Below are 21,414 nucleotides of genomic sequence, written 5' to 3' on the forward strand. Positions count from 1 at the left end.
CTTCACAACGCTTGAAGGCGATCGCGTTCGAACGGTGACCACTATTTGCGATCGAAACGAATCAGAAGGAGACCACGATGACTTTTCAATACCTACAAAGAGCCGGAATTTTCGGGACGTTGACCGCACTGGCCGTTTTGGTTGGTTGCCAGGATGCCGGGACACTGAGTGCGGGCGGTAGCGAAACCGTAACCGACATCGAAAGTGACTCCGAATTAGAAACCAACTCCGCCGAATCGTCGGAAGAAACGGTCACGTTCGAAGACGTCTACGACCAAGCGAAGAAGACCCTCGGGCTCGCGGGCGAGGCTGCCGCGGACAATCGCGATGAATATCTGGAAAAGCTCAAAGCGCGAATGGACGAGATGAAGGCGGAGGTTGCCGAATTGAGAGAGCGCGCGGACGAAAAAGCCGACGAGGTATCCGAGGACATGCAGGAGTCGATCGACGAGGTCGAACGGCAGATGGCTGCCACGAAGGAACGGCTCAATAAGCTCGCCGCAGACGGAACGGACGCGTGGGAAAAACTGACCGGGGGTGTCTCCGACGCGATTGACGAGTTGGGACAAGCGGTCGAAGATGCGAAAGCCGAGTTCTCTGATGAGTCGTCAGAGTGACGAAGCGTGATAAACTGATCGGGGCGTGTGCGATATAATGTCGCTCGCGACACGTCGGCACGACCGCAATTTCATCACCGCCGCTTAACTTGAAGCTTTACTTAAAAAGGGCTGATTCGATGTCGACTGCAACGGCGGACAGAAAACATTTCCAGGAGATCCTCGGCCATTTTGACGCCGGGATGCTCGTGACTCGATCGAAGACGGACGAGCTGCGCGTGCGACCGATGCTCGTGGCGGAACTTCAAAGCGATGCGGACCTGCTGTTCTTGACGCGGGCACATTCTGCGTTGGTGGAAGAAATTTCCGAGCACGCCGAAATCGTTATTACCTTTCAAAGCGACTCGCAGTACCTGTCGCTGTCGGGGACGGCGAAGTTGGAACGCGACGCCGGGAAAATCCAAGATTTGTGGAGCGAAGAGTGGAACAGATGGTTCCCCGAGGGCAGCGGTGACGAGACACTCGCCATCGTGCACGTTCAAGCGACCCAAGGTGAATACTGGGACGCCGGCCTCGCACACGGCTTGAATTATCTGTTTGAAGCAGGCAAAGCGATCGTTTCCGGCAAAGACAAGCCGGACGATGAGGCCGCCGAACATGGCAAAGTCGATTTGGGAAGCGAATAGCCGTCCTGTCCTGTCCACCAGGCGATGATCATTGATGGTCAATCGACGGCGGTCTTGAATTTGACGGTCCGCGGTGACAGATTGCGGACGCAAGCACGCATCCTCCGTCGATGATCCCAATGTCCGCTCCATTGCTCAGGCTCACTCGATTCCTTCCGTTTGCGGTCGTAGCCGCGGCCCTGTTCTATCTGGCGTTCTTCGGGAATGAACGACCGGCGACACTCGCGTTTCGCGGCGAAACGATGGGCACGACTTATGAGGTCAAAGTCTATTCCGCGGAAGGCTCGAAGCTTCAGGCCGCCCAACAAGAGCTGAAGCAACAAGCGGATCGGCTGCTCGAAACGATCAACGATCAAATGTCGACCTGGTGGCCCGACTCTGAACTTTCTCGCTTCAACCGCGCGGCTGGCGACGAACCGTTCGAGGTCTCGCCGGCGACGGCACTCGTTGTTCAGGAAGCGATCCGTGTGTCTCGGCTTTCCGGCGGCGCATTCGATCCGACCGTCGGTCCGCTCGTGAATCTTTGGAGCTTCGGCCCGGAAGGCAGACCCGAAGAGATCCCGGATGACGAGCAAATCGCGGAGGCCCGATCCTCGATCGGGACCGACATGGTCGAAGTGAATGATGATCCGCCCACGCTGACAAAACGATCCTCGGCGACGGAGCTCGACCTGTCAGCGATCGCCAAAGGCTACGGTGTGGACGCGATCGGCGAGTTGCTTTTGGACCGCGGATACGACAACTGGCTCGTCGAAATCGGCGGGGAGATTCGAGCCTCCGGTTTTAAAAAGAACAGTGATCCCTGGGTGATCGCCGTCGAAAAGCCGGTCGCCGGTGAACGGGCGATCGAACAAGTCGTCGAACTGCCGACGGCTTCTGGCGGCGCGATGGCGACCTCGGGCGACTATCGAAATTTCTTCGAACAGGACGGCGTCAGGTATTCCCACACGATCGACCCGCGGACGGGCCGTCCGATTTCTCATCGGCTTGTTTCGGTGAGCGTGATCCACAAATCGTGCATGACCGCCGATGCCCTCGCCACGGCGGTGATGGTCCTTGGCCCCGACGAAGGCTACAATCTGCTCGAATCAGAGGGGGTCGCGGCTCTGCTCATTTCGCGCGGTGAGGACGGCTTCGTCACCCGAGCGACATCGACGTTCCCTCGATAACAAGCCGATTCGAAATCGAGAACCGTGATGGAACTCGTGACTGAAATCCTGCCGATCTTACTGATTGTCGCGGTGGCTTTTGGCGCAACGATCGTCGCCATGGCCGTCGGCGTGATCGTGACGCGCAAGCCGATCAAAGGGAGCTGCGGCGGACTCGCCACAATGACCGATGCGACAGGAAAATCGATCTGCATGGCCTGCGGCGATAGCCCCGACGATTGCGATCGGGACTCACCGCCACCCGTCGAGGTCTGCGACGGCACGGCCAAATCACCCTGTGAGGGGCTGCAGTGCGACAACGTCGCCGCGTGCCGAGCGAAGTTGGCCGCCGCGGGCGTCGAGGCGAGCCCCGGGAGCTAAATTGGCTCTACGATTTAGTCCGAAGTCTTTCGCACGAAATGTTCGATCGCAGTGCGATCGAGGAATTTGCCACCCGTGTCGTTCCCCGGATGCTAAGATTCGTCTCGGGAGCAATGGACGGGATGCTCCGTTCAAACATCACATTTTACTGAGACAGGTCTGAGATGAGCGCCGACACCGCCACGGCAAAACCGGACGCCGCCAAAGCCCCGAAGAAGTTCGAAGTTCCGCTCGCACTGGTCGCGATCCTCATTGCGGCCGGCGCCATCGGGTATTTCGCAGCATTTGTCGTCGGCCGCGATAGCGGCATCGACGGCGGGCTCGCCGTCGGAGAAGTCGCGCCGGAATTGACCGCCGCCGGCTGGCTCAATGGCGAACCGCAGCCGGTGCAGGGGAACGTGACCGTCGTCAACGGATGGTTCTACAACTGCCCGCACTGCTGGACCGAAGCCCCCGAACTGGCGGCATTGAGCGAACAATTCGAAGGTCGGAGCGTCCAATTCGTCGGTCTCTCACCCGAAGCTCCCGAATCGATCGAGCAGGTGAAAGACTTCGTTGCCAAGAACGGTCTGAAGTACCCGAACGGCTACGGAGCGATCCCGACATTGCAGGCGTTCGAGGTCCGGGCCTTCCCGGCCCTCTGGGTTCTCGATCGTGACGGCACCGTGATCTGGAACCGCTCGCTCGAACATCGCGAAAGCCTCGAAGACGCCATCAACCGCGCCCTCGCCAAATCGTAGCTCGGACTGTTTCCTACAGAACAAGCCGCGCACGCAGTAAGCGGATCTTCATCCGCGACGCCTCATCCGCTTACTACGTGCGCGGCTTGTCGTCGCGGCTCACCACGCCTCCGCTGCCGCAGGCCCAAAGCCCGGTGACCGGGCCGTGAGGGGGCCGGGTCGCAATTGAGGGGAGTGGGCTTTATTCTCTGACGCGCGGGCGGGTGGCCGCCGGGGGAGTCTGACGCGAGGAGAAAGAGGGAACGATGCTGCACGCTGTAATCATGGCCGGGGGAAGTGGAACGCGGTTCTGGCCGCAGAGTCGCCAAGTGATGCCGAAGCAACTGCTGAAGTTGGCCGGCGACCAGACGATGATCCAGGATACGGCCGGCCGGGCCGGGTGGATTGGTCCCGAGCGAACATGGGTCGTGACGAATGCCGTGCAGGCGGACGAAACCCGCAAGCAGCTCGGTGACGTGCCGCCCTCGAACGTGCTCGTGGAACCCTGTGCCCGCAACACCGCCCCCTGCGTAGGGTATGCGGCCGCCGAACTGCTGCATGCCGATCCCGATGCCGTGATGCTCGTCATGCCGGCCGATCACGTGATCGGTCCGCCGGAGGTGTTCCAGAAGGCGGTCGAACAGGCGGCGGCGATCGTTGAAAGCGATCCCGAACAACTCGTGCTGTTCGGTGTGAAGCCGAACTACCCCTCGGTCGGCTTCGGCTATATCGAACGTGGCGAGGAATTGGCCGATAGCGAGAAGGCCTACAAGGTCGAGTCGTTCCGAGAAAAGCCCGACCTCGACACCGCTCAGCAGTATCTCGACAGCGGCAAATTCTATTGGAACTGCGGCATCTTCGTGTGGAAGGCGTCGCGCATTTTGGAGGCGCTCAAAGAGTACGAGCCCGACATGCACGAACGGCTGATGAGGGTTTCTGAGAAGATCGGAAAAGACGATTTTCAATCGACGCTCGAAACCGAATATCCGGAAATGAATTCGACGTCGATCGACTACGCCGTGCTGGAGCGGGCCAAGTCGGTCAGCGTGCTGGAGGCCCCCTTCGAATGGGACGACGTCGGCAGTTGGGAAGCGCTCACCCGGCTGCTCGGTGAAGACGAGGCTAAGAACACAATCGATGGACAATTCGTCGGTCTCGAAACGACCGGATGCACGGTTCGCGATACCACCGGCGGGCACCTGATCGGGACGATCGGGATCGAAGACTGCATCATCGTTCATACGCCCGATGCCACACTCGTCGCCAAAAAGGGGGATGAGAACGCGATCAAGCGGCTCATCAGTGAAATCCGTGATCGCGGTCTCGATCAATACCTATGAGTGACGAGCAAGAAGACGCCGGGACAGCCACCGACTTTCCAACCGAAGGTCGGTTGCTCGGCATCGACTACGGCACCAAGCGGGTCGGTCTCGCGGTGACAGACTGGGAGCAGTCGATGGCGGTCCCGCTGTCGACCATTCAGCGATCGCACGAGCGAACTGAGACGCGAGAGTATCGAACCGCGGTCGATGACTATTCGATCAAAGGTCTCGTCCTCGGTCTGCCGGTTCATATCAGCGGCAATGAAAGCGGCAAGTCGCAGGAGGCACGTCGCTACGGCAATTGGCTCGCCGATATCACCGGTCTGCCGGTCACCTATTGGGACGAACGCTTCACGTCAGCCATTGCCGAGGAGCATCTGCTCGCCGCGGGCCTGACCTCGAAAAAACGCAAGCAGCGGATCGACAAACTCGCGGCGCAAATCATGCTCCAATCGTTCCTCGACGCGAAAGATCGCGAAAAGGAACCGGGCGAGTATTGATACGTTCTAAACTCAACGAACAAGCCCGAAGCGCGAGCGAGGGACCACTCTGAAAATCCCTTGCTAGCGCTGCGGGCTTGTTTGTTGTTTTCCCATCATGCGAGCGGTAACACCGTGGCGTACAGGCAGGTCAACAGGAACGACGTTACGCCGAGAATCGCGAGCGTGATCGACAACGTTTTGAGTGTATCGGCGGCACTGAAGCCCCCCATTTTTGCGACGATCCAGAAACCGGAGTCGTTCATCCACACGCCGACCAGCGAGCCGGCCCCGATCGACGTCGCCAGATAGACAGGGTGGAAGCCGAGCGTTTCCGCGTTGAGCGCCGCTCCGAGCATCCCGCTAGTAATGATCATGGCTGTGGTGCTCGATCCCTGAGCCACTTTGATCAGAGAAGCGATCCCGAAGGCCAGTGCGAGAAACGCGAGGCCGGACGCATCACCCGATTCTCCGGCGAACAGGTTTCGGATCGCGTCCCCCACCTGAGCCTGCTGGAGCATCGCCCCGAACGCCCCGCCCGCGGCCGTAATCAGAATGATCATCCCGCCCGACATCAGCGAGTGCTCCATCGCGTTAGTGAAGGTCTTGTGATCGGGCTTGCGCTGCGTGACGTAGAGCAGGATCGAAACCGCCGCCGAGAGAAACAGGGCGAAGTTCGCGTTACCGATCAAGCCGGCGTAGGTCGCCGCCTGTCGGACCGGCGTATCCCACTCGTGGTCGCCGACGAGATCGGGATAGCTCAATTCGAGCAGCAGGCGATTAAGGTGCTGCACCTGTGACAGCGGCATCCGCTCGATGTTCCCGGCCAGCAGGCTGTATACCTCATCCACCTTTTCAAGCTGTGCTCGGCGGTCCTCGCTTAGATCGCCCGAATCGAGTTCCCGCTGCATCTCCCACTTCGGCGGAAGTTGCTCGGCAAAAGCGGCGGGGTCGTAGAAACCTCGCTTCGAAAGCACTTTGTTCCACGCATCGGCTTGCGGCCCGCTCGCATCCTCGGCGAGCAGATCGGTCCCGTCGGCGAGTTCGCGAATTCGCCCGCCCGGCGTATTCTCTTCCGCCGATTCCACCTGCTGGCGAAGCGCCGACCAGTCGCTGACGTCACCTTCGGTAAGGGCGGCAGCGCGTTCGGCATCAGCAAATGTGCTCAGTCCGGTCGCCAGCGACACCAGCAGGACCGGCAAAATGATCGGAACGAGTGAGATGCCCAGTCCCGGAAGATTCTCGTCTGATGGCGGCGGGCTTTCCGTATCAGTGATGTCGTCCGGCACCGACACGCCCATCGAACGATCGGCGAATCCGCAGTAGAGCAACCCGACGAATGCGGCCGGCATTGCGACGCAAATTCCCGCGAGAATCATCACGCCGATGTCGACGCCCAGGTTGGCGGCGATGATCAGCGGCCCCGGGGTCGGCGGCACGAGTGTGTGCGTGATTCCCGCCCCGCAGGCGATCGCCGAAACATAGAGCACGTAATGCTTGCCCGTACGGCGATAGAGCGAGCGGGCCAGTGGGACGAGCAGGTAGAAGACCGTATCGAAGAAAACGGGCACCGCGAGCACAAAGCCGCTGCCCATCATCGCCGAAGCGGCCCGCTTTTCGCCGAGCGTATTGAGAAACGATCGCACGATGCGATCCGCCGCACCGCTCTCCATCAGACAGGTGCCGATGATCGCGGCCAACGCGATCACGATGCCGATGCCGCCGCAGGCCGAGCCGAACGCCCCCGCCACCCGGCTGATCTTATCGCCGACTTCTCCCGGCGCCAGCAGGCTGACCACGAAGGCGGCCGTCAGCAAGGCGAGAAACGCGTTGATCCGCAGGGCGAGGATCATCCCGAGTACAATCGCAATCCCGATCGCCAGCACGATCAGCGGGTAATAGTCCATGGTGAGCGTCTCCGGGTGCACGGTCGCCCACGGGGCAGGCATTACCGCATGTCGATTCGTTTGAGCGACCGGAGAATCGCACAGCGGCCCACGCGTGACAACCGAACGCCATCGGTTGCAAAGGAGCCGCAACGCCAGACGCTAAGAAGTCCCGGGCAATCGCCCGGGACTTCTCACGAAGTGCGGCTTGTTGGTGGGGAGTGATGAAGGTGAATTTCCACAAGCCGAGGTTCCTAAACCGCGGGCCGATCGCGCGTTGCGAGTGGAATGGTCGTTGAAACGTTTCGCCGTGCTCAATCCGCACTTCACAGGAAGTGCGGATTGTCGATGACGCCCACGAGCCGACATACTAACGAGCGGCGAGTTGACCGCCGAACTGCATCGCCTGACGAACCAGTTCTAAGAAGCCTTTTCGATACCCGTGCGGGTCATCGCTCGAGGCGCCTTCGGCGATCTCTAATGTCGCCGCGAGATTGGCGTCTCCTCGATACTTCGATTGCCGCAGCAGCAATCCGAACTGCGCGACAGCGGCCGCGAACTGGTAATCGTCCGAGGCTTTATCGAACTCCGTGCCGGCATCGACGGCGGGCACCTCGAATGGCGTGCTGACGTCTTCGTCCGGCAATTTGTAGCGGAGCCGGACCGTCAAAGCCTCATCACTCGCCGCAGCAGCCGGTGACACTTCGGCAGGCTGCTGATATTTCGACGCCTCCACGTCACCGGCCGGAATCTCGCCTCCCGGCGGGATTAATTCATAGAGCGCCGTCACAGTATGGCCTGCGCCAATCTCGCCCGCATCTTTAGTATCGTCTTTAAAATCTTCGGCTCTAAGCATCCGGTTTTCATAGCCGATCAATCGATACGCCGCGACCTGAGTCGGATTAAAATCGACTTGAATTTTCACATCCTTGGCGATGGTGACCAGCGTGCCGCTGAGTTGATCGACCAGCAGCTTCTTCGCCTCGGCCAGCGAGTCGATATAGCCGTAATTTCCGTTGCCTTTGTCCGCCAGCTTTTCCATCGTGCTGTCTTTATAATTCCCCATACCGAAGCCGAGCACGCTGAGGAATACGCCGGTCTTGGCTTTCTCTTCGATCAGATCGACAAGTTCGCTCTGAGAGGTCGTACCGACATTAAAATCACCGTCCGTGCAAAGGATCACCCGGTTCACGCCTCCTTCCATATAGTTCGCCACCGCCGTGTCATACGCCAACTGAATACCCGCGCCGCCGTTGGTAGAACCGCCGGCGGAGAGGCGATCAATCGCGGCCTGTATCACCTCCCGCTGGTCTGCGGTCGTCGAAGGCAATACGAGACCCGAGGCGCTCGCGTAGACCACGATCGCCACTTTGTCGTTCTCGCCCAGTTTTTCGATCAGCATCCGCATCGACTCTTTCACGTAGCCGAGCTTATTCGGGTTCTGCATCGACCCGGACACGTCCAGCAGAAACACGAGGTTCGTCAGCGGGCGATCTTCGTTCTTAATTTCCTTCCCCTTAATACCGATGCGACACAGCCGGTGCTCCCGCTCCCAAGGACAACCGGCAAACTCGACATGCACGGCGAAAGGTTTGTCATCGGTCGGGGGCTCGTAGCCGTAGTCGAAATAATTAATCATTTCTTCAATGCGGACCGCCCCGCGCGGCGGCAGCGAGTTATTGGTCAGGAAGCGACGAACATTCGCGTAGGAGGCCGTGTCAACGTCGATCGAGAATGTGGACAGCGGATTCTGCGTGACCTTTCGGAAGTCATTCTCCACAACGTTGTCATACGACTCGGTGTTAAACGCTGTGTCTTCAATGACAGCAAACTCATCCGCGTCGCGGCTTGCTACGGGCGATTCCCTTAACATTGACTGCCGGGCTCTTGGCGACGCCGGCGGCGCGCCTTCAAAATTTGACTTCAACAGGTCATTGGATCGGCTTCTGTAGCGGCTCTCACCGGACACCTGCTCGGCGGGCGACGCCTGCCCGGTTTCGGCGGTGGAAAAGGCGATGTCGAATTGTTCGGTGCCCGATCTTCGTGACGCTTCTCTCGCCTGATAAACAGCGGGGAGTAGCATCGCGACCCCGAAGCCGACGGCTATGACAGCGACGCCGAGGCCAAGCCACCAGCCGCGACGACGACCGCGTGCGGCAGGGGCCGGTCGCTCTTGTGCGTCATCGCCGTTTGTCGTTCCGTTGGAATTTGTTTCGGCCATCGTTCCATCCCGAGCTCAAAGATCGCGATCGGCCACGACAACTCCGCCGCGGCACGGCTGAACATTCGACGCTACGAGAAAAACGAGAGTTCCCGAAAAATTTCGACCGAAGAATTTATGAAGATACGAAGGACCCCCACATTAAAGCCGCGCCCGGTAGGAAGCGGATCAGGGGCAGGGTGCGAATCACGTGGCGTGTCCCACTCTATCTTGATTTTGTCGCCGCCGTGAGTTCGAAGCGTCGGCTCTGATCCGCTCCTTACCAGTCGCGGCTTCAATAGTTTTATTTGCGATCTTGATCTTCAATCACATAGCGAACGGCATTCTCGAAGGCGAAATCGTCCCACAAGACGCGAGCGCTGCCGCCGCGGGTCCAGAACTTTTTTCGATTCGAGATGACTGATTTCAAACCGCGGGTCGCGTAGGACTTGAGGCTGCTCATCACGCGATCGCCTGCTTTGCCCACGGCCGTCATAACAATATGAATGTGATTGGAACGTACATTCAAAGCATGGACGGACCAATTGACGACTTCGCAATGCTCACGAATCGCGGACTCAGCAATCCGACGTTGGTCGGTTGTGAGTACAAAGGGAGGTTCTGTCAGCCGCTCACGGCACGACGCGGCGAGCGCAGCACATTCTTCCCAAACTCCCGGCCGGTCCGCTCTCACCCACCCTCGCGCGTCACCGGGAAGCCAAGTGCCGTACGTCGTCCAAGTGAGAAAATAGGCGAGTGGTTCGCTACTTGTATTCATAGCCCTTCGCTTAAATTGAAGCCGCGCCCGGCAGGAAGCGGATCAGGGGCAGGGTTCGAAATTCGTGGTGCGTCCCACTCCATCGCAATCTCGTCGCCGCCGTGAGTTCGGGGCTGCGGCTCTGATCCGCTCTTTGCCAGTCGCGGCTACATCGTTACCTTAAAAATCGCATCTCTCTTTGCGAACGTCACGCTCTTAAACCTCGAATGTTTCGCCGAACTCTGGGATTTCGGGGTCTTCATCGCAGCAGTCCCGGATGATCCCCGCGAATCGCTTCGCGACGTCGGGGTCGCCGTGGACGAGGAAGCAGCGGCCGATGCCGCCTTCGCTGGCGAGTCCTTCGAACCACCACTTGAGATCTTCGACGTCGCCATGAGCGGAGAGGCCGCTGATCTGCTCGACCTTGGCCCGCAGAGGAAGTTCACGATCGAAAATGCGGACCTTCGGGTGGCCTTCCTGTAATCGCCGACCCAGTGTGTGCGGGGCCTGATAGCCCGCCAGAATAATACGATTATTCGGGTCGGCGACGGCATGTTTTAAGTGATGCCGCACCCGGCCGTTCTCGCACATCCCGCTGGCCGAAATAATCACACAGGGCTCCTTCAACGAATTAATCGCCATACTGTCGTGCCGGCTGCGAATATACATCAAGCCTTCGAATTCAAATAAATCGTCATCGGTAATTAAGACCCGCTGCGCGTCTTCATCCAGAATGTCTTGATGGTCGCGATAGACGTTCGTCAGGCGTGTCGCGAGGGGTGAATCAACGAAGACTTTCATCTCCGGCAACAGTTTTAATTCCCACAGCTCATTTAAATAATAGACGATCATCTGGGTTCGGCCGAGGCTGAACGCCGGGATAACGACCCGCCCGCCATTTGATTGGGCCTCGGTGAGAATGCGAAGCAATTCGCCTTTGATATCACTCTGTGGCGGATGAGTCCGATTGCCGTAGGTGCATTCGCTGATGAGCACATCACAGCCGGGCACGATCGTCGGGTCGGGCAATAGCGGTTTGCCCCGTCGCCCGAGGTCGCCGGTGAAGACAAGGCGTTTGCGACCGCGGCGATCGTCGACATCAATTTCGACAATCGATGAGCCCAACACATGGCCGGCCGAACTGAAGCGGACTGATAGAGCAGGGGAGAGTTCATGCCACTCATTCGAACCGAGCGGCTCAAATAGCCCGATCGCCCCGTGAGCGTGTTCTTTCTCGTAAAGCGGCTCCGAGGCGGGAGCATCCGGCCCAAGCCTGCGCTCCATGTACTTGGCGTCTTCCTCTTGAATATGAGCCGAGTCGAGCAGCATGATTGACGCGATGTCGGCCGTCGCCGGGCTGCAATAAATCGGCCCGCGATACCCTGCTTTATAAAGCCCCGGCAGGTTGCCGCAGTGGTCGATGTGGGCGTGCGACAGGAACACCGCGTCGAGCTTTTGCGGCTCACAGTGAAAGCGACGATTCTTCTTATCACTTTCGGCCCGCCGTCCCTGAAAGAGCCCGCAGTCGAGCAGGAATCGCAGCTCATCGGTTTCGACAAGATGCTGGCTGCCGGTGACTTCGCCCGCGGCGCCGAGGAAGGTGAGTTTCATGGGAGGTGAGAGTTTAGGGGTGAGTGGTGAGAGACGCTTTTTAGTGGCGTAATCTATTTATTTCATCAAGATCGACTGCGCCGGGAAATGCATTTTCGAATGCGGCGGCGATGGTTTCGTCAGCACCGATGCAAAGGATCGCGCTCGAATCCCAGCAAACGATTTCGAATGCCGCGAGCGAGTATTGAGGCGAGGGCACCCCACTCCAAAAACCCGTGTTTCCATCGGCATACGGCGCTTCAGCAAGCGTTGTTAAATCATCCTGACAGTGTGCCGGAATCGCGGATACAACCGCCCATTGAAAATGCGGGCACTGCGCGACGGCAGCCGCAAATTCATTTTCGGTCAAATATCGCATAGAGTCCGATTGGCGGCATCGGGTGAACTCCGAGATTGGTTCGACATCGTCGAAACGCCAAACGTAATCGGCGACTTGCGGGCCCAATGCTTTAATGAAGGGCCGCAGGTCACCATAGATGCGAACTCCCGGCACGCGTTCGAAAATCAGATTCACGCTACCCGATCCTCATTCTCGACTCCGGTCGCAACGCCACGTTTTGATCTCCGCTTCCACATCGAGTTGCTGCACAACGATCTGCGGTTAGGGCACATGTGAATAAGAACGCGGTGAAAGTCCGTAATGAGATCGGCGACTGAATGCTCTTGCGGCTTCGCCGCCCGGACGTTGTCCGGGCCACTCAGGAATGCTCAACATCGCGCTTGCGTCTCGCGGTTGTCTCTCATTTTTCGGACGTGACCTGCTCGTCCAATCGTTCAAGGCTTTGCTGGTAGTCGGCGGTGAGTCCGTCGACGATGACGTCGGCCATCATTCGGGTGAAGGGGTCGTTATGGACGCCGCCGTCGGTCCACGTGACCTGCGTTGTCGAGCCGTCGTCGGTGGGTTCGAGTGTGATGGTGCCACCGTCGGAGAGGTCGCGACCTTGAATGCGGAACTTGTACCGCAGCATTACGGGAGGCTTTGACTCGATAATCTCAACGGTGCCATTGCCGAAGGCGCGGCCTTCCCACACCAGTTTGCCGCCGACGCCTTCCGAGATTTCTTTGTCGGGCGTGAAGGCGAGCGTCGGGTCTCGTCCGTCTCCCCACGCGATCCAATCGGGCCAGCGCTTGAGGTCGATGAGGTACGGGAAAATCTCCTCCGGCGGCGCGGCGATTTCCTGAGTGACTTCGACCGACCATTCATTCGGGAGCGTCATCGAATAGACGGTGAACCCGATCACGGCGAGCACCAGGACGAGCGCCATCAGGAACATCAATTGAAGCCACAGCGGTCGCCTCGGCGTGGGCAGTCGAGTCGCGTCGGAAGGATCAGGAGCGGTGTCGGTCATGGATTCCGGCGATGATGAGGGCGTGAAACAGCGAATTTGATCGATAACGGAACAAGCGGCGAAGAAAGACTACGGCGACACCTGTCGGCGTGCCACATCGACGAATGGGGATAAGCCCGGCGTTGCCAATGTTGTTGTCGGTCATCCCAGTCGAGTCGGGGCTGACCGACGACCGGCAAATGCGGTAGAATCGTCACCCGTCAAAATCATTTGGCGGGAAACGTTTCGAACTTCCAACAAACGTCCGTCTCCGTTCGTAAGTTACTTCGGAGGCAAAGTGTATGATCGCTGAGATGGCGAAGCCCACGATTCAATCGGATTCGACCGCACCGCCGGGTGCCGGAGTGAGTGACGCGCGGCTGGTCGAGATGGCCCGCCGCGGCGATCAGGAAGCGTTCGGCGATCTGGTGCTGCGCTACGAGCGGCGGCTGATTCGTGTGATCATGCGTTTCGTCGACAACACGGAAACGGCCCGTGACCTGGCACAGGAAACGTTCTTGAAGGTCTACGGGCGCCTCGATCAGTTCGATACGAGCCGACGTTTCGGACCGTGGTTGTTTCGGGTGGGCGTGAATTTAACGCTCGATCACCTCCGCAAAAAGAAACGCCGGGGGCGCTGGTCGCTGTTTTCCGATATCGGAAAAGAGCGGTCGCCCGATCCCGAGTCGGACGATCCCCGCTTGGCGATCGATACCTCGCAAGAGGTGCGAAAGGTCTTGGAGCAAGTGCCGGAGAAATACCGCTCGGTACTCGTGCTTCGCGATCTGGAAGGATTTTCGACATCGGAGATCGCTGCGATCATGGGTCGCAAAGAAGCGACGATCCGGTGGCGGCTGGCCGAAGCTCGGAACCGATTTTCAAAATTGTGGATGACACGACTCAATCCGGGCGATGCCGACAGCGGCGATTCGTCCGATGAGTCTTCGGATGCGGAACAGAAGCAGGACGGGGCAGAGTGATGAGTACGTTGCCGAGTGATATGGACCGCCGCGATATCGCATTGCTGGCCGGGGATGACCTGGAAGACACTCAGGTCGAGCCGGTGCGTTCGAAGGTCGATTCGTGCCCGCACTGCAAAAACCACTGGAATGAGGTGACCCGTTCCTTGGAAGTGCTGGAAAGCACCGCCGAAGACGTGACGCCGTCGATTGAAGACTCGGTCTGGCCGGAGGTTTCCAATCGGATTCGCAGGACGCGAAATATCCGGCCGAGTCAGTCGGAAGCGGCTCGATGGGTGCCGGCGATGTCCTTTGCGGCTGCGTGTATCGCCCTGTTCGCGGTGACCTCAATGCCCGGGCAGGAAAGCTCCTCAGGCAGCCCGCTGTACCACGGCGCCTCATCGAGCAACCTCTTCGACAACTCTTTTACGCACGCCAACTGGCAGCCGGAACGGATCGCCCCGCGTGTGGAGCAATGGCAGCCGACGCCGAACGGCGATCGCTGGCACTCAGACGAGGATAGTGAGGAACTCTCACGAGGGCTTTCACCGGAAACGAACTTCCGCCTGCCGCGGACCGCCTCTCGCTGATCTCGATCCTTGCCTCGCCAAGTGGTCGTTCGGTAAGAAACGCCGGAGTCGATCTCTATCGCGGTCTGGCTTAGTGTGAAAATACCGCGAGCGAGATCACGGTCCGGCTGTTGAATGGTCGATGATCAGGATGGCGAGGATGTGTTGCGATGCCGTTGTTCGAGTACCACTGCGATCGTTGTCAGAGCGAATTCGAATTGCTCGTGCGAGGGAACGATTCGGTTCGCTGCCCGGATTGCACTTCTGAGACGATCACCAAGCTGATCAGCTCGCCGGCAGCCGTCCGAGCGACCGCCGTGAGCCAACTACCAATGGCCGGAGAATGCCCGCCACCGCAGATCGGCCCTTGCGGACCGGCCTGTTGCCGAGTTCCGACCGACTAAACCGACCGGATGCCGATCGGTTCGACTTGTGACTAGCGCGGCACGAAAGAACCGGTCATGATTCGACTTACCGAAACGAATCAGGAACGATCCGAAGCCCTCGGCTGGATGATCGGGGGTGACTTTTGCGATCACGCCGCTGCGGCACCATTGCTGAATGCAGAAGACGCTCAAGACGATTCGGTGAATCGCTGTTTCGGAGCCTTCAACAACCGCGGCGAAGTGATCGGCGGCGTTCTCGGAGTCGTCGCCGCCGACGGTACCGGAATGACGTGGATCCCCGGCGGAATCGATCGGCTCGTCCGCCAGCGGCTGCTGCAGGCGATCGCCGATGAACTGGTTGATATGGGAGCCGCGTTCTCGCAGGTCCTGTTGCAACCGCCGCTGGACGCGCCGAATCGCGATCTGCTCGCTGCATCGGGATTCCAGTTCGGGACGTCAGTCCAATGCCTGGGCCGCGAGCTGGGGAGCCCGGTCACGACTGTGAACACCGCTGTGAAAGCGCTGCCCTCCGATCCGCCATCGCGCGGGCCAAGGTTCCGAGCCGTCGCCTTCTCTGAATTTCGAGACGAGACCGCGCTCGCGGAACTGCTGGAGCGAACCTATATCGACAGTCTCGACTGCCCGTTAATCGCCGGGCTCAGGAGCGGTCGACAGGCGATCTCAGCAATGCGTGAAACGGGCATCGTGCGAGAGGATCGCTGGTTCGTTTATCTGTGGGATGATGCCCCGGTCGGGACGTTGCTGGCGAACGATACGGCTGATGGTTGTCGCGAGATCGTGTATCTCGGAGTCGATCCCAATGCCCGTCGCCGCGGTCTCGGACATCAGATGCTCAGTGACGCGGTTGCGACGGCATCCGCGGACGGCTGCCTCAAAATCGGGACCCAGTGCGACGACTCAAACTACTCTGCAATTAGGCTTTATGGCAACCACGGCTTTTCAAGTACCGCGACGCACCATGTCTTCTTCAAGCTCAAAGCGCGCCGCAAATCTGCGGCATAGGGCATCTCTCCCACAATTTCTTCACAGAAATCTTATCAACGGTAAATAAGCGCGGACGCCGGAAAAGTTGCCCTAGCAAGAACATCGGGCGAGCGTGGCGGGAAGTCCGAACGAGCGTTGCGGAAACTGTCGCGAGAGTGTTTGACAGTCGCACCTGCCGGGGTAGGATCGTCCCCCAGCTGAGTGAGAACGGAGTCCGCCGAAGACCGAGGTGGTGCCAAGGAATTTCGGTCTGCGGACGGCTCTCTAAAATTCATAACGTTGTCCCCATGACGTCTTGATTCCCGACTTCGGTCAGGAGGACCAAGCCGCTTCGGCAGGTTGGAATTCGGGCGGTGGGGCTGCGCGCGTTTAACGGGGGTGGTTGCAAGATGCAGCCTGAGAGGTCGCGGGGTTCCGCGTCGGAAGAGAATCCGACAGTCGAGATTGAGAACACAGTCCGAGCCGCATTAGACGGCACGACTTATCGGAACTGGTTCGGCGACAAAGTGCGATTTGAACTCGAGGACGATCTCCTGATCGTTCGCGTGGGCAGTCCGTTTCTCGTTTCTTGGATGCAACGACATTTCTCGGGCGTCCTGCGTGACGCGTTGCGAGAATCGATCGGGCGCCCCGGACAGTTACGATTCAGCGTCGACGGCACACTGCGAACGGCGACGTCCCAATCGGAATCGAGTGGGGAATCGTCAGGGGCGCAGAGTCATTCTGATCGCTCTAACGGTGCCGATTTTTCGCCCGTTGATAGTCCGGCGGTCGCCGTGGCAGGAAAGATCGGACGTCGCCCGTCACCGCCGGCAAGTGACCGCAGTCGTCCGCCCCGCCGCTTCTCGGACTTCTCAGAATTCGTCGTCGGCGAATGCAACGAAGTCGCTCATCGAGCGGCCTCGCAATTGTCGGCCGACCCGTCCGGTGCGGCCTCGCCGCTCTTTATTCACGGCGGCGTGGGCGTCGGTAAGACCCATTTGCTCGAAGCGGTCTATCGCAAGGTCCGTGGCACCGCGAACAGCCTTCGGGTTGTTTACATGACCGCGGAAACGTTCGGCAATTATTTCGGCGCATCACTAAAGAAAGGGACGACGCCGGCGTTTCGGCAACGGGTTCGGACGGCCGACGTGCTGATCCTCGATGACGTCGACTTCTTCGAAGGGAAACGTGTTTTTCAGGAAGAGTTACTGCATACGTTGCAGAGTTTCGAGCAGCGTGGGATGACCGTCGTGCTGGCCGCCGATCGACATCCTCGATTGTTCACGAAGGTGAGCGACGAACTCGTCTCGCGTTTTCTGGCCGGGACGGTCGTCCGCGTGCAAAATCCCGACGTTGAAACGCGGCGGCAGATTATTGAGCGCCGCGGACTCGTCGGAGGGAAGCCGCTGCCGGTGACCGTTCGCGATTACATCGCCAACCGGTTCCGAAATAATGTTCGCGAAGTCGAAGGGGCCATGAACGTCCTGGAGACCTACGCCTCCATGACGACGCAGCCGATCTCTCTGCATTCGGCCAGACGAATTCTGACGGAACTCGAACGGGATTGCCTGCGGGTCGTGCAGGTCACCGATGTCGAACGGGCCGTCTGCGATGTGTTCAACGTTGGTACGGAAGAATTGCGGTCGAATCGCCGAACCCGGTCCATCAGTCGGCCGCGAATGCTGGCGATGTATCTGGCACGCAAACATACCGAGGCGGCCTACGCGGAAATCGGCCAGCACTTCGGCGGCCGCAATCACAGCACCGTTATCTCCGCCGAGAAAAAGGTCGGCGATTGGCTGACCGACGGAACCTCAATTCGAATGTCCGAAGGAAACCTCTCCTTCGCGGAAGTCATCGAATCGATTGAAGCCCGACTGCAGGCGTCCTGATCACTCGAAGGCACGCCACAGTTTGTCGCCGCAATGGTTTAATGCTGTGAGGGCTTAGTAGGAATAGCGTTTGGGACGTTCGGCCGGCGTCGTCCCCCGTTCGGCCGAATCCCCGGTGCGAAACAGCTCCGGTGGAGGCGAATTGTAGACCGGCGCCGCCGAACCGATGTAGTCATGCCCGGGCACCATTTGCGGCGGGCGACTGTAGACGCCGAATTGCGGTGAGTACGCCCCGTTACCCGACGGCATCTGGCGGTGGGCGTGCATTTGGTCGAGCATCGAATCTCGAGCGGCGACAGGTGCGCGATTGGTGGCATTGATCTTTTCACCGGGCCGGACCGGATAAGCCTGGCCACTTTCCGGCTGATAAGCGGCCGGTACGGCATAGCCCGCCCCTCCCACGTGAGAGCCGTAGCCCGGTTCCGATTGCATCGCATATCCCGGCTGCGGCGTCGGCTCGTCATCGATCATCGGGAACATCGTCGGGCCGGCTTCCATGCCAATGAGAGCGGCCGCATGACTCGCATAGTCGAAGCTCTGATCTCGCGGAGTAGCCATCGCCGTCCGCTGCGGAGTTGAGGCTCTACCACGATCGGTAACCGGCACGCTGTGACCGGCCTGCGCGAACCGCGACGGACTTGCCGGCTGCGGATGATTTCTGCTTCGATCGGCGTGCGGCGAGGAGCGGTCATGCTCCCTTCGAGCCTGCGGATAGTGCCGGGGTTCTTCGTGGTCGGCCCGAGAAATCGAATTCGACGGGCGATGGACGGAAGCGGACGATTCCCGGTTTTGCGGAATGTCGTTGATCGGAGGGTTCCACAACGGCAACGCATCGTGCGGGTCGACTTCGGTCCTTCGGATCGGCAGCGGGGCCGTGTCACTTGCGGCGGTCATATCACGCGTTCGTTGATATCGCGCGGGATGAACATCTCCGGGGAGCGGTGCGGTGGTTGATTCGTGCTGCGACTGGCGTGCTGAGATCGCCGTTTTCCGTTCGGCTCTCATGGCGCGTTGGACATCCTCGAAGGAGTCGAGCGGCCGAGCGGCAGTCCGCTGCACCACGACCGGCGATTGATCGAAGCTATCTTGAGGACTATGAGGCCAGGCAGGAGGCGTATCAGTCGGTGCCGCTGCAAAGGCTCGGGGGCGTGACGGAGAAGAGACCGGAGACAAAGCGGGCGAGCCTGCGAGGGCACGGGCGTTGTTCTCGGGCCGGGACGCCCCCCTCGATGAATCGAGAGAGTCTCTCAACACAGCCATTCTCGTCCGAATTTCAGCCGGTGAGACAATGGCCGACAGGACCGATTCGGCCCTTCCGAAGTCGCCCAATTTGGCGTAGAGCAACGACAGATTGTGGGCGGCCCGCTCATGATGGGGCTCGATCGACAACGCCGTGTGCAGGTAACGCTCAGAAGCAGGATAGTCCGAGCGCAACAGATATGAGTAGCCGATATCGCTGAGCAAATCGGCGTCCTGGGGACGTTCTCGAAGAGCCGCGTCATAATGATGATCAGCGGCCGCGAAATCTCCTTGAAGATCGGCGGCAACGGCCAGTCGATGATGTGCCGGCGGCGCACCGAAGTTCGAGCCTTTGGCCATCGAGTTGATGGGCGAGGGAGCCTGTGGTGTCGACAGCGAGTCGGGGCCGGTTGCTTCGATTTCGTGCGAGGCCGGTAAAATCAGGTCGCGCTGCGAGTCGTCTGATATGGCTGGGGCACCGCCGAGTTGAGCAACCGTCTTCGGCGAGGGCGACTCGGAGTCGGAATTCGATGGGAGAACAGATTTCGGCGCTTGGGCAACTTGTTGCTTTCCTGCATCGCGGCTTTCAAGCAATTGGTCGGCCCGCTTCGAATAGCCCGCCTCGCGGAGCATCCCGGCGAGACTCTCGGCATCGCGTCCGGGTTCGTCCTGCGCAGACGGGTTTAGTCGACCGGCCAATTGGCCGATCCCGGAGTTTGCTTCCGAAGAGAACGACTGACACCCGATCGCAATTGCCGTAGACAGGGCGCAGACCGTTATCGCTGCCGATCGAAACATTTCGTCGACCCTCGAAGGGAAATTCTGCGACCGAAAACGATGTCGCAAGAACTAATGGGAGATGGAGTGAGAGGAGGCCGGGTTTGTAGACGAAGGCAGAAGTCGTGTCGAGACCGAATCTGCCGACCGCGAATCTGCCGGAAGCGTTTCAATATCAGCCTGAGGCGCAAGCCGATGGTCGATCAACCAGTAAATTTCCCGACGGCTGGCGCCTGGGGCTTGTAGAACCGACAAATAGAGACCGCTTTTATCACGATGGGGACCAATTGAAACTGCTGCTGCGGCCCACCGCAATAAAAAAGCGGTGGGCTGCGTTTGAGGAGCAACCCACCGCTTTAATTTGCTCAGCAACTTCGGTTCGGTCGTCCTTACGTCGGCGACGTCAACTGCTTCCCGACGAAACCGGTAGCCAATCCTTAGAAGCCACCGCCGCCGCCGACCCCACCACCGACTCCGCCGCCGCCACCACCGGCGAATCCGCCGTTGTTGAAGTTGTTGCCGCGGGTGAAGATGTGCTGGAAGTAATCGGTACTCGCTTCGACGCTGTTAGCCGCCTTGTTGTATCCCGGAGCGACGAACGTTCGCTGATCGGCTTCCGGCACACCGAGGTCGGTCAGAATCGTAGCGACCATGTTGCGTCGCAGGGCGTCGAGTTCCGGATCGGCGTTGTTCTCACTTCGCTCGATCACGACGGGGAAAGGCGCGCTCTTGGCGCGGGCCGCAATCTCGACGATGTGATCTTTGCCGACCGGCGACAGCTCCGAAGAGGAGCGGACGAACTCATGCCGGTGCATGATGAACTCCGAGGCTTCGGCGTTCGTCTGCATGGTGTGAAAATGAGCCCGAATCGTGCTGCCGAGTGGCAGCGTGTCGGGAATCGCTTTATGTCGGCGGCACAGGCATCCGCCCAACATGCCGGCTCCACCGCCGCACAGTTTGCAGCCGAACAGGCCGGAACCACACGACCCTGTCGAACACGATCCTGTCGAACACGATTCGCCGCATTCGGCCTCGCCACAATCCTTGGACGCCAGGCATCCGGAATAGTGCGAGCAGCCGGTCGAAATGGTCAGAAGAATCGCGGCGGGAATCGCGAATCGGCTCATGGTCGGGAATTTCATCACTTCGTCTCCGAAGATCTGTGACCTCTGCGGGAGGTCGCAGTGCGGGGTGAACTTCTCATAGGGACTTATCGGCGGATGACCGTCACGATCGTTGTTCCGATTTCATTGAACGTGTCGATTCTCTCGATCCTCTCGATATGGAAGTGACCGAGATTCGTAATCAGAGACTTCAAGTTGACGGAATTTCCGGTGCTGGCGGCACCAATTGTTCGGGGCCGAAGGGGTCTTCGAACTTCCGGGGAGGTTCGACCGAGCTTGGCGCGGGTTCATCCACAACCGGTTCGCTCACTTCCGTCGGCGGGGCAGACAAATCGTCGTCTGAAGGAGTCAGATAACCCGGAGGCATTGCGTTACTCTCGGGAGTGCTATCGAGGCGCGGTGCGTAG

20 protein-coding genes are annotated in these 21,414 nt (G+C 59.5%); 12 read left to right on the top strand and 8 right to left on the bottom strand.

All coding sequences use genetic code 11. The features are described 5' to 3' along the window. Nucleotides 1-77 precede the first annotated feature (77 nt). From Pan189_RS16095 to ruvX, 7 genes are all read left to right on the top strand, one after another. Nucleotides 78-617: a sll1863 family stress response protein gene (locus Pan189_RS16095; RefSeq protein ID WP_145364993.1), complete on the top strand. Its 540-nt coding sequence runs from the start codon at nucleotides 78-80 to the stop codon at nucleotides 615-617. Nucleotides 618-736: 119 nt separating this feature from the next. Continuing rightward, on the top strand, nucleotides 737-1,243 hold the full coding sequence (locus Pan189_RS16100) for a pyridoxamine 5'-phosphate oxidase family protein (protein WP_145364995.1): 507 nt from the start codon (nucleotides 737-739) through the stop codon (nucleotides 1,241-1,243). Nucleotides 1,244-1,362: 119 nt separating this feature from the next. Next, nucleotides 1,363-2,412: an FAD:protein FMN transferase gene (locus tag Pan189_RS16105; protein ID WP_145364997.1), complete on the top strand. Its 1,050-nt coding sequence runs from the start codon at nucleotides 1,363-1,365 to the stop codon at nucleotides 2,410-2,412. Between the two features lie 27 nt (nucleotides 2,413-2,439). Continuing rightward, a complete protein-coding gene (nqrM, locus tag Pan189_RS16110) occupies nucleotides 2,440-2,772 on the top strand; it encodes a (Na+)-NQR maturation NqrM (protein ID WP_145364998.1) in 333 nt (110 codons plus the stop codon). Between the two features lie 164 nt (nucleotides 2,773-2,936). Then, on the top strand, nucleotides 2,937-3,512 hold the full coding sequence (locus Pan189_RS16115) for a peroxiredoxin family protein (RefSeq protein ID WP_145365000.1): 576 nt from the start codon (nucleotides 2,937-2,939) through the stop codon (nucleotides 3,510-3,512). 245 nt (nucleotides 3,513-3,757) lie between these two features. Next, a complete protein-coding gene (locus Pan189_RS16120) occupies nucleotides 3,758-4,831 on the top strand; it encodes a mannose-1-phosphate guanylyltransferase (RefSeq protein WP_145365002.1) in 1,074 nt (357 codons plus the stop codon). Further along, entirely contained in the window at nucleotides 4,828-5,313 is a 486-nt protein-coding gene (gene ruvX, locus Pan189_RS16125; RefSeq protein ID WP_145365004.1) for a Holliday junction resolvase RuvX, read from the top strand. Before Pan189_RS16120 ends, ruvX begins: the two co-directional genes overlap by 4 nt. A gap of 95 nt (nucleotides 5,314-5,408) precedes the next feature. Here the strand turns inward: ruvX and Pan189_RS16130 are convergent, their stop codons facing one another. The 6 genes from Pan189_RS16130 to Pan189_RS16155 all read right to left on the bottom strand — a co-directional run bounded on the left by Pan189_RS16130 (nucleotide 5,409) and on the right by Pan189_RS16155 (nucleotide 13,095). Further along, nucleotides 5,409-7,241: a GntP family permease gene (locus Pan189_RS16130; protein ID WP_145365006.1), complete on the bottom strand. Its 1,833-nt coding sequence runs from the start codon at nucleotides 7,239-7,241 to the stop codon at nucleotides 5,409-5,411. 307 nt (nucleotides 7,242-7,548) lie between these two features. Continuing rightward, nucleotides 7,549-9,399: a vWA domain-containing protein gene (locus tag Pan189_RS16135; protein ID WP_310820623.1), complete on the bottom strand. Its 1,851-nt coding sequence runs from the start codon at nucleotides 9,397-9,399 to the stop codon at nucleotides 7,549-7,551. A gap of 283 nt (nucleotides 9,400-9,682) precedes the next feature. Continuing rightward, nucleotides 9,683-10,156 carry a transposase gene (locus Pan189_RS16140; RefSeq protein WP_145365008.1) on the bottom strand — a complete coding sequence of 158 codons (474 nt, stop codon included), beginning with the start codon at nucleotides 10,154-10,156 and terminating at the stop codon, nucleotides 9,683-9,685. Nucleotides 10,157-10,351: 195 nt separating this feature from the next. Further along, nucleotides 10,352-11,746 carry an MBL fold metallo-hydrolase gene (locus Pan189_RS16145; RefSeq protein WP_145365010.1) on the bottom strand — a complete coding sequence of 465 codons (1,395 nt, stop codon included), beginning with the start codon at nucleotides 11,744-11,746 and terminating at the stop codon, nucleotides 10,352-10,354. Nucleotides 11,747-11,786: 40 nt separating this feature from the next. After that, nucleotides 11,787-12,095 (bottom strand): hypothetical protein, encoded by a 309-nt coding sequence (locus Pan189_RS16150; RefSeq protein ID WP_145365012.1) that lies wholly within the window; start codon nucleotides 12,093-12,095, stop codon nucleotides 11,787-11,789. Nucleotides 12,096-12,486: 391 nt separating this feature from the next. Next, on the bottom strand, nucleotides 12,487-13,095 hold the full coding sequence (locus tag Pan189_RS16155; RefSeq protein WP_145365013.1) for an SRPBCC family protein: 609 nt from the start codon (nucleotides 13,093-13,095) through the stop codon (nucleotides 12,487-12,489). A 281-nt stretch (nucleotides 13,096-13,376) separates the two neighbouring features. Here Pan189_RS16155 and Pan189_RS16160 point away from each other — a divergent pair, with 281 nt between their 5' ends. The 5 genes from Pan189_RS16160 to dnaA all read left to right on the top strand — a co-directional run bounded on the left by Pan189_RS16160 (nucleotide 13,377) and on the right by dnaA (nucleotide 17,867). Then, the gene (locus Pan189_RS16160; RefSeq protein WP_310820624.1) at nucleotides 13,377-14,054 is read left to right on the top strand and encodes an RNA polymerase sigma factor; all 678 of its coding nucleotides are present in this window, start codon (nucleotides 13,377-13,379) and stop codon (nucleotides 14,052-14,054) included. Beyond that, a complete protein-coding gene (locus tag Pan189_RS16165) occupies nucleotides 14,054-14,623 on the top strand; it encodes a hypothetical protein (RefSeq protein WP_145365015.1) in 570 nt (189 codons plus the stop codon). The genes Pan189_RS16160 and Pan189_RS16165 overlap by 1 nt, the downstream gene beginning before the upstream one ends. Nucleotides 14,624-14,772: 149 nt before the next feature. Continuing rightward, the gene (locus tag Pan189_RS21735; protein ID WP_145365017.1) at nucleotides 14,773-15,006 is read left to right on the top strand and encodes an FmdB family zinc ribbon protein; all 234 of its coding nucleotides are present in this window, start codon (nucleotides 14,773-14,775) and stop codon (nucleotides 15,004-15,006) included. 57 nt (nucleotides 15,007-15,063) lie between these two features. Continuing rightward, on the top strand, nucleotides 15,064-16,011 hold the full coding sequence (locus Pan189_RS16175; protein WP_145365019.1) for a GNAT family N-acetyltransferase: 948 nt from the start codon (nucleotides 15,064-15,066) through the stop codon (nucleotides 16,009-16,011). Between the two features lie 335 nt (nucleotides 16,012-16,346). After that, nucleotides 16,347-17,867 (top strand): chromosomal replication initiator protein DnaA, encoded by a 1,521-nt coding sequence (gene dnaA, locus Pan189_RS16180; RefSeq protein WP_310820626.1) that lies wholly within the window; start codon nucleotides 16,347-16,349, stop codon nucleotides 17,865-17,867. Between the two features lie 54 nt (nucleotides 17,868-17,921). On the opposite strand, the gene Pan189_RS16185 is transcribed toward dnaA, so the two are convergent. Together Pan189_RS16185 and Pan189_RS16190 are read right to left on the bottom strand one after the other, a co-directional pair. Then, on the bottom strand, nucleotides 17,922-19,904 hold the full coding sequence (locus tag Pan189_RS16185) for a tetratricopeptide repeat protein (RefSeq protein ID WP_145365023.1): 1,983 nt from the start codon (nucleotides 19,902-19,904) through the stop codon (nucleotides 17,922-17,924). A gap of 416 nt (nucleotides 19,905-20,320) precedes the next feature. Further along, nucleotides 20,321-21,025: a hypothetical protein gene (locus Pan189_RS16190; RefSeq protein ID WP_145365025.1), complete on the bottom strand. Its 705-nt coding sequence runs from the start codon at nucleotides 21,023-21,025 to the stop codon at nucleotides 20,321-20,323. Between the last annotated feature and the right edge of the window lie 389 nt (nucleotides 21,026-21,414).

Origin of the sequence: Stratiformator vulcanicus, from assembly GCF_007744515.1 — a bacterium.
GTDB lineage: Bacteria > Planctomycetota > Planctomycetia > Planctomycetales > Planctomycetaceae > Stratiformator > Stratiformator vulcanicus.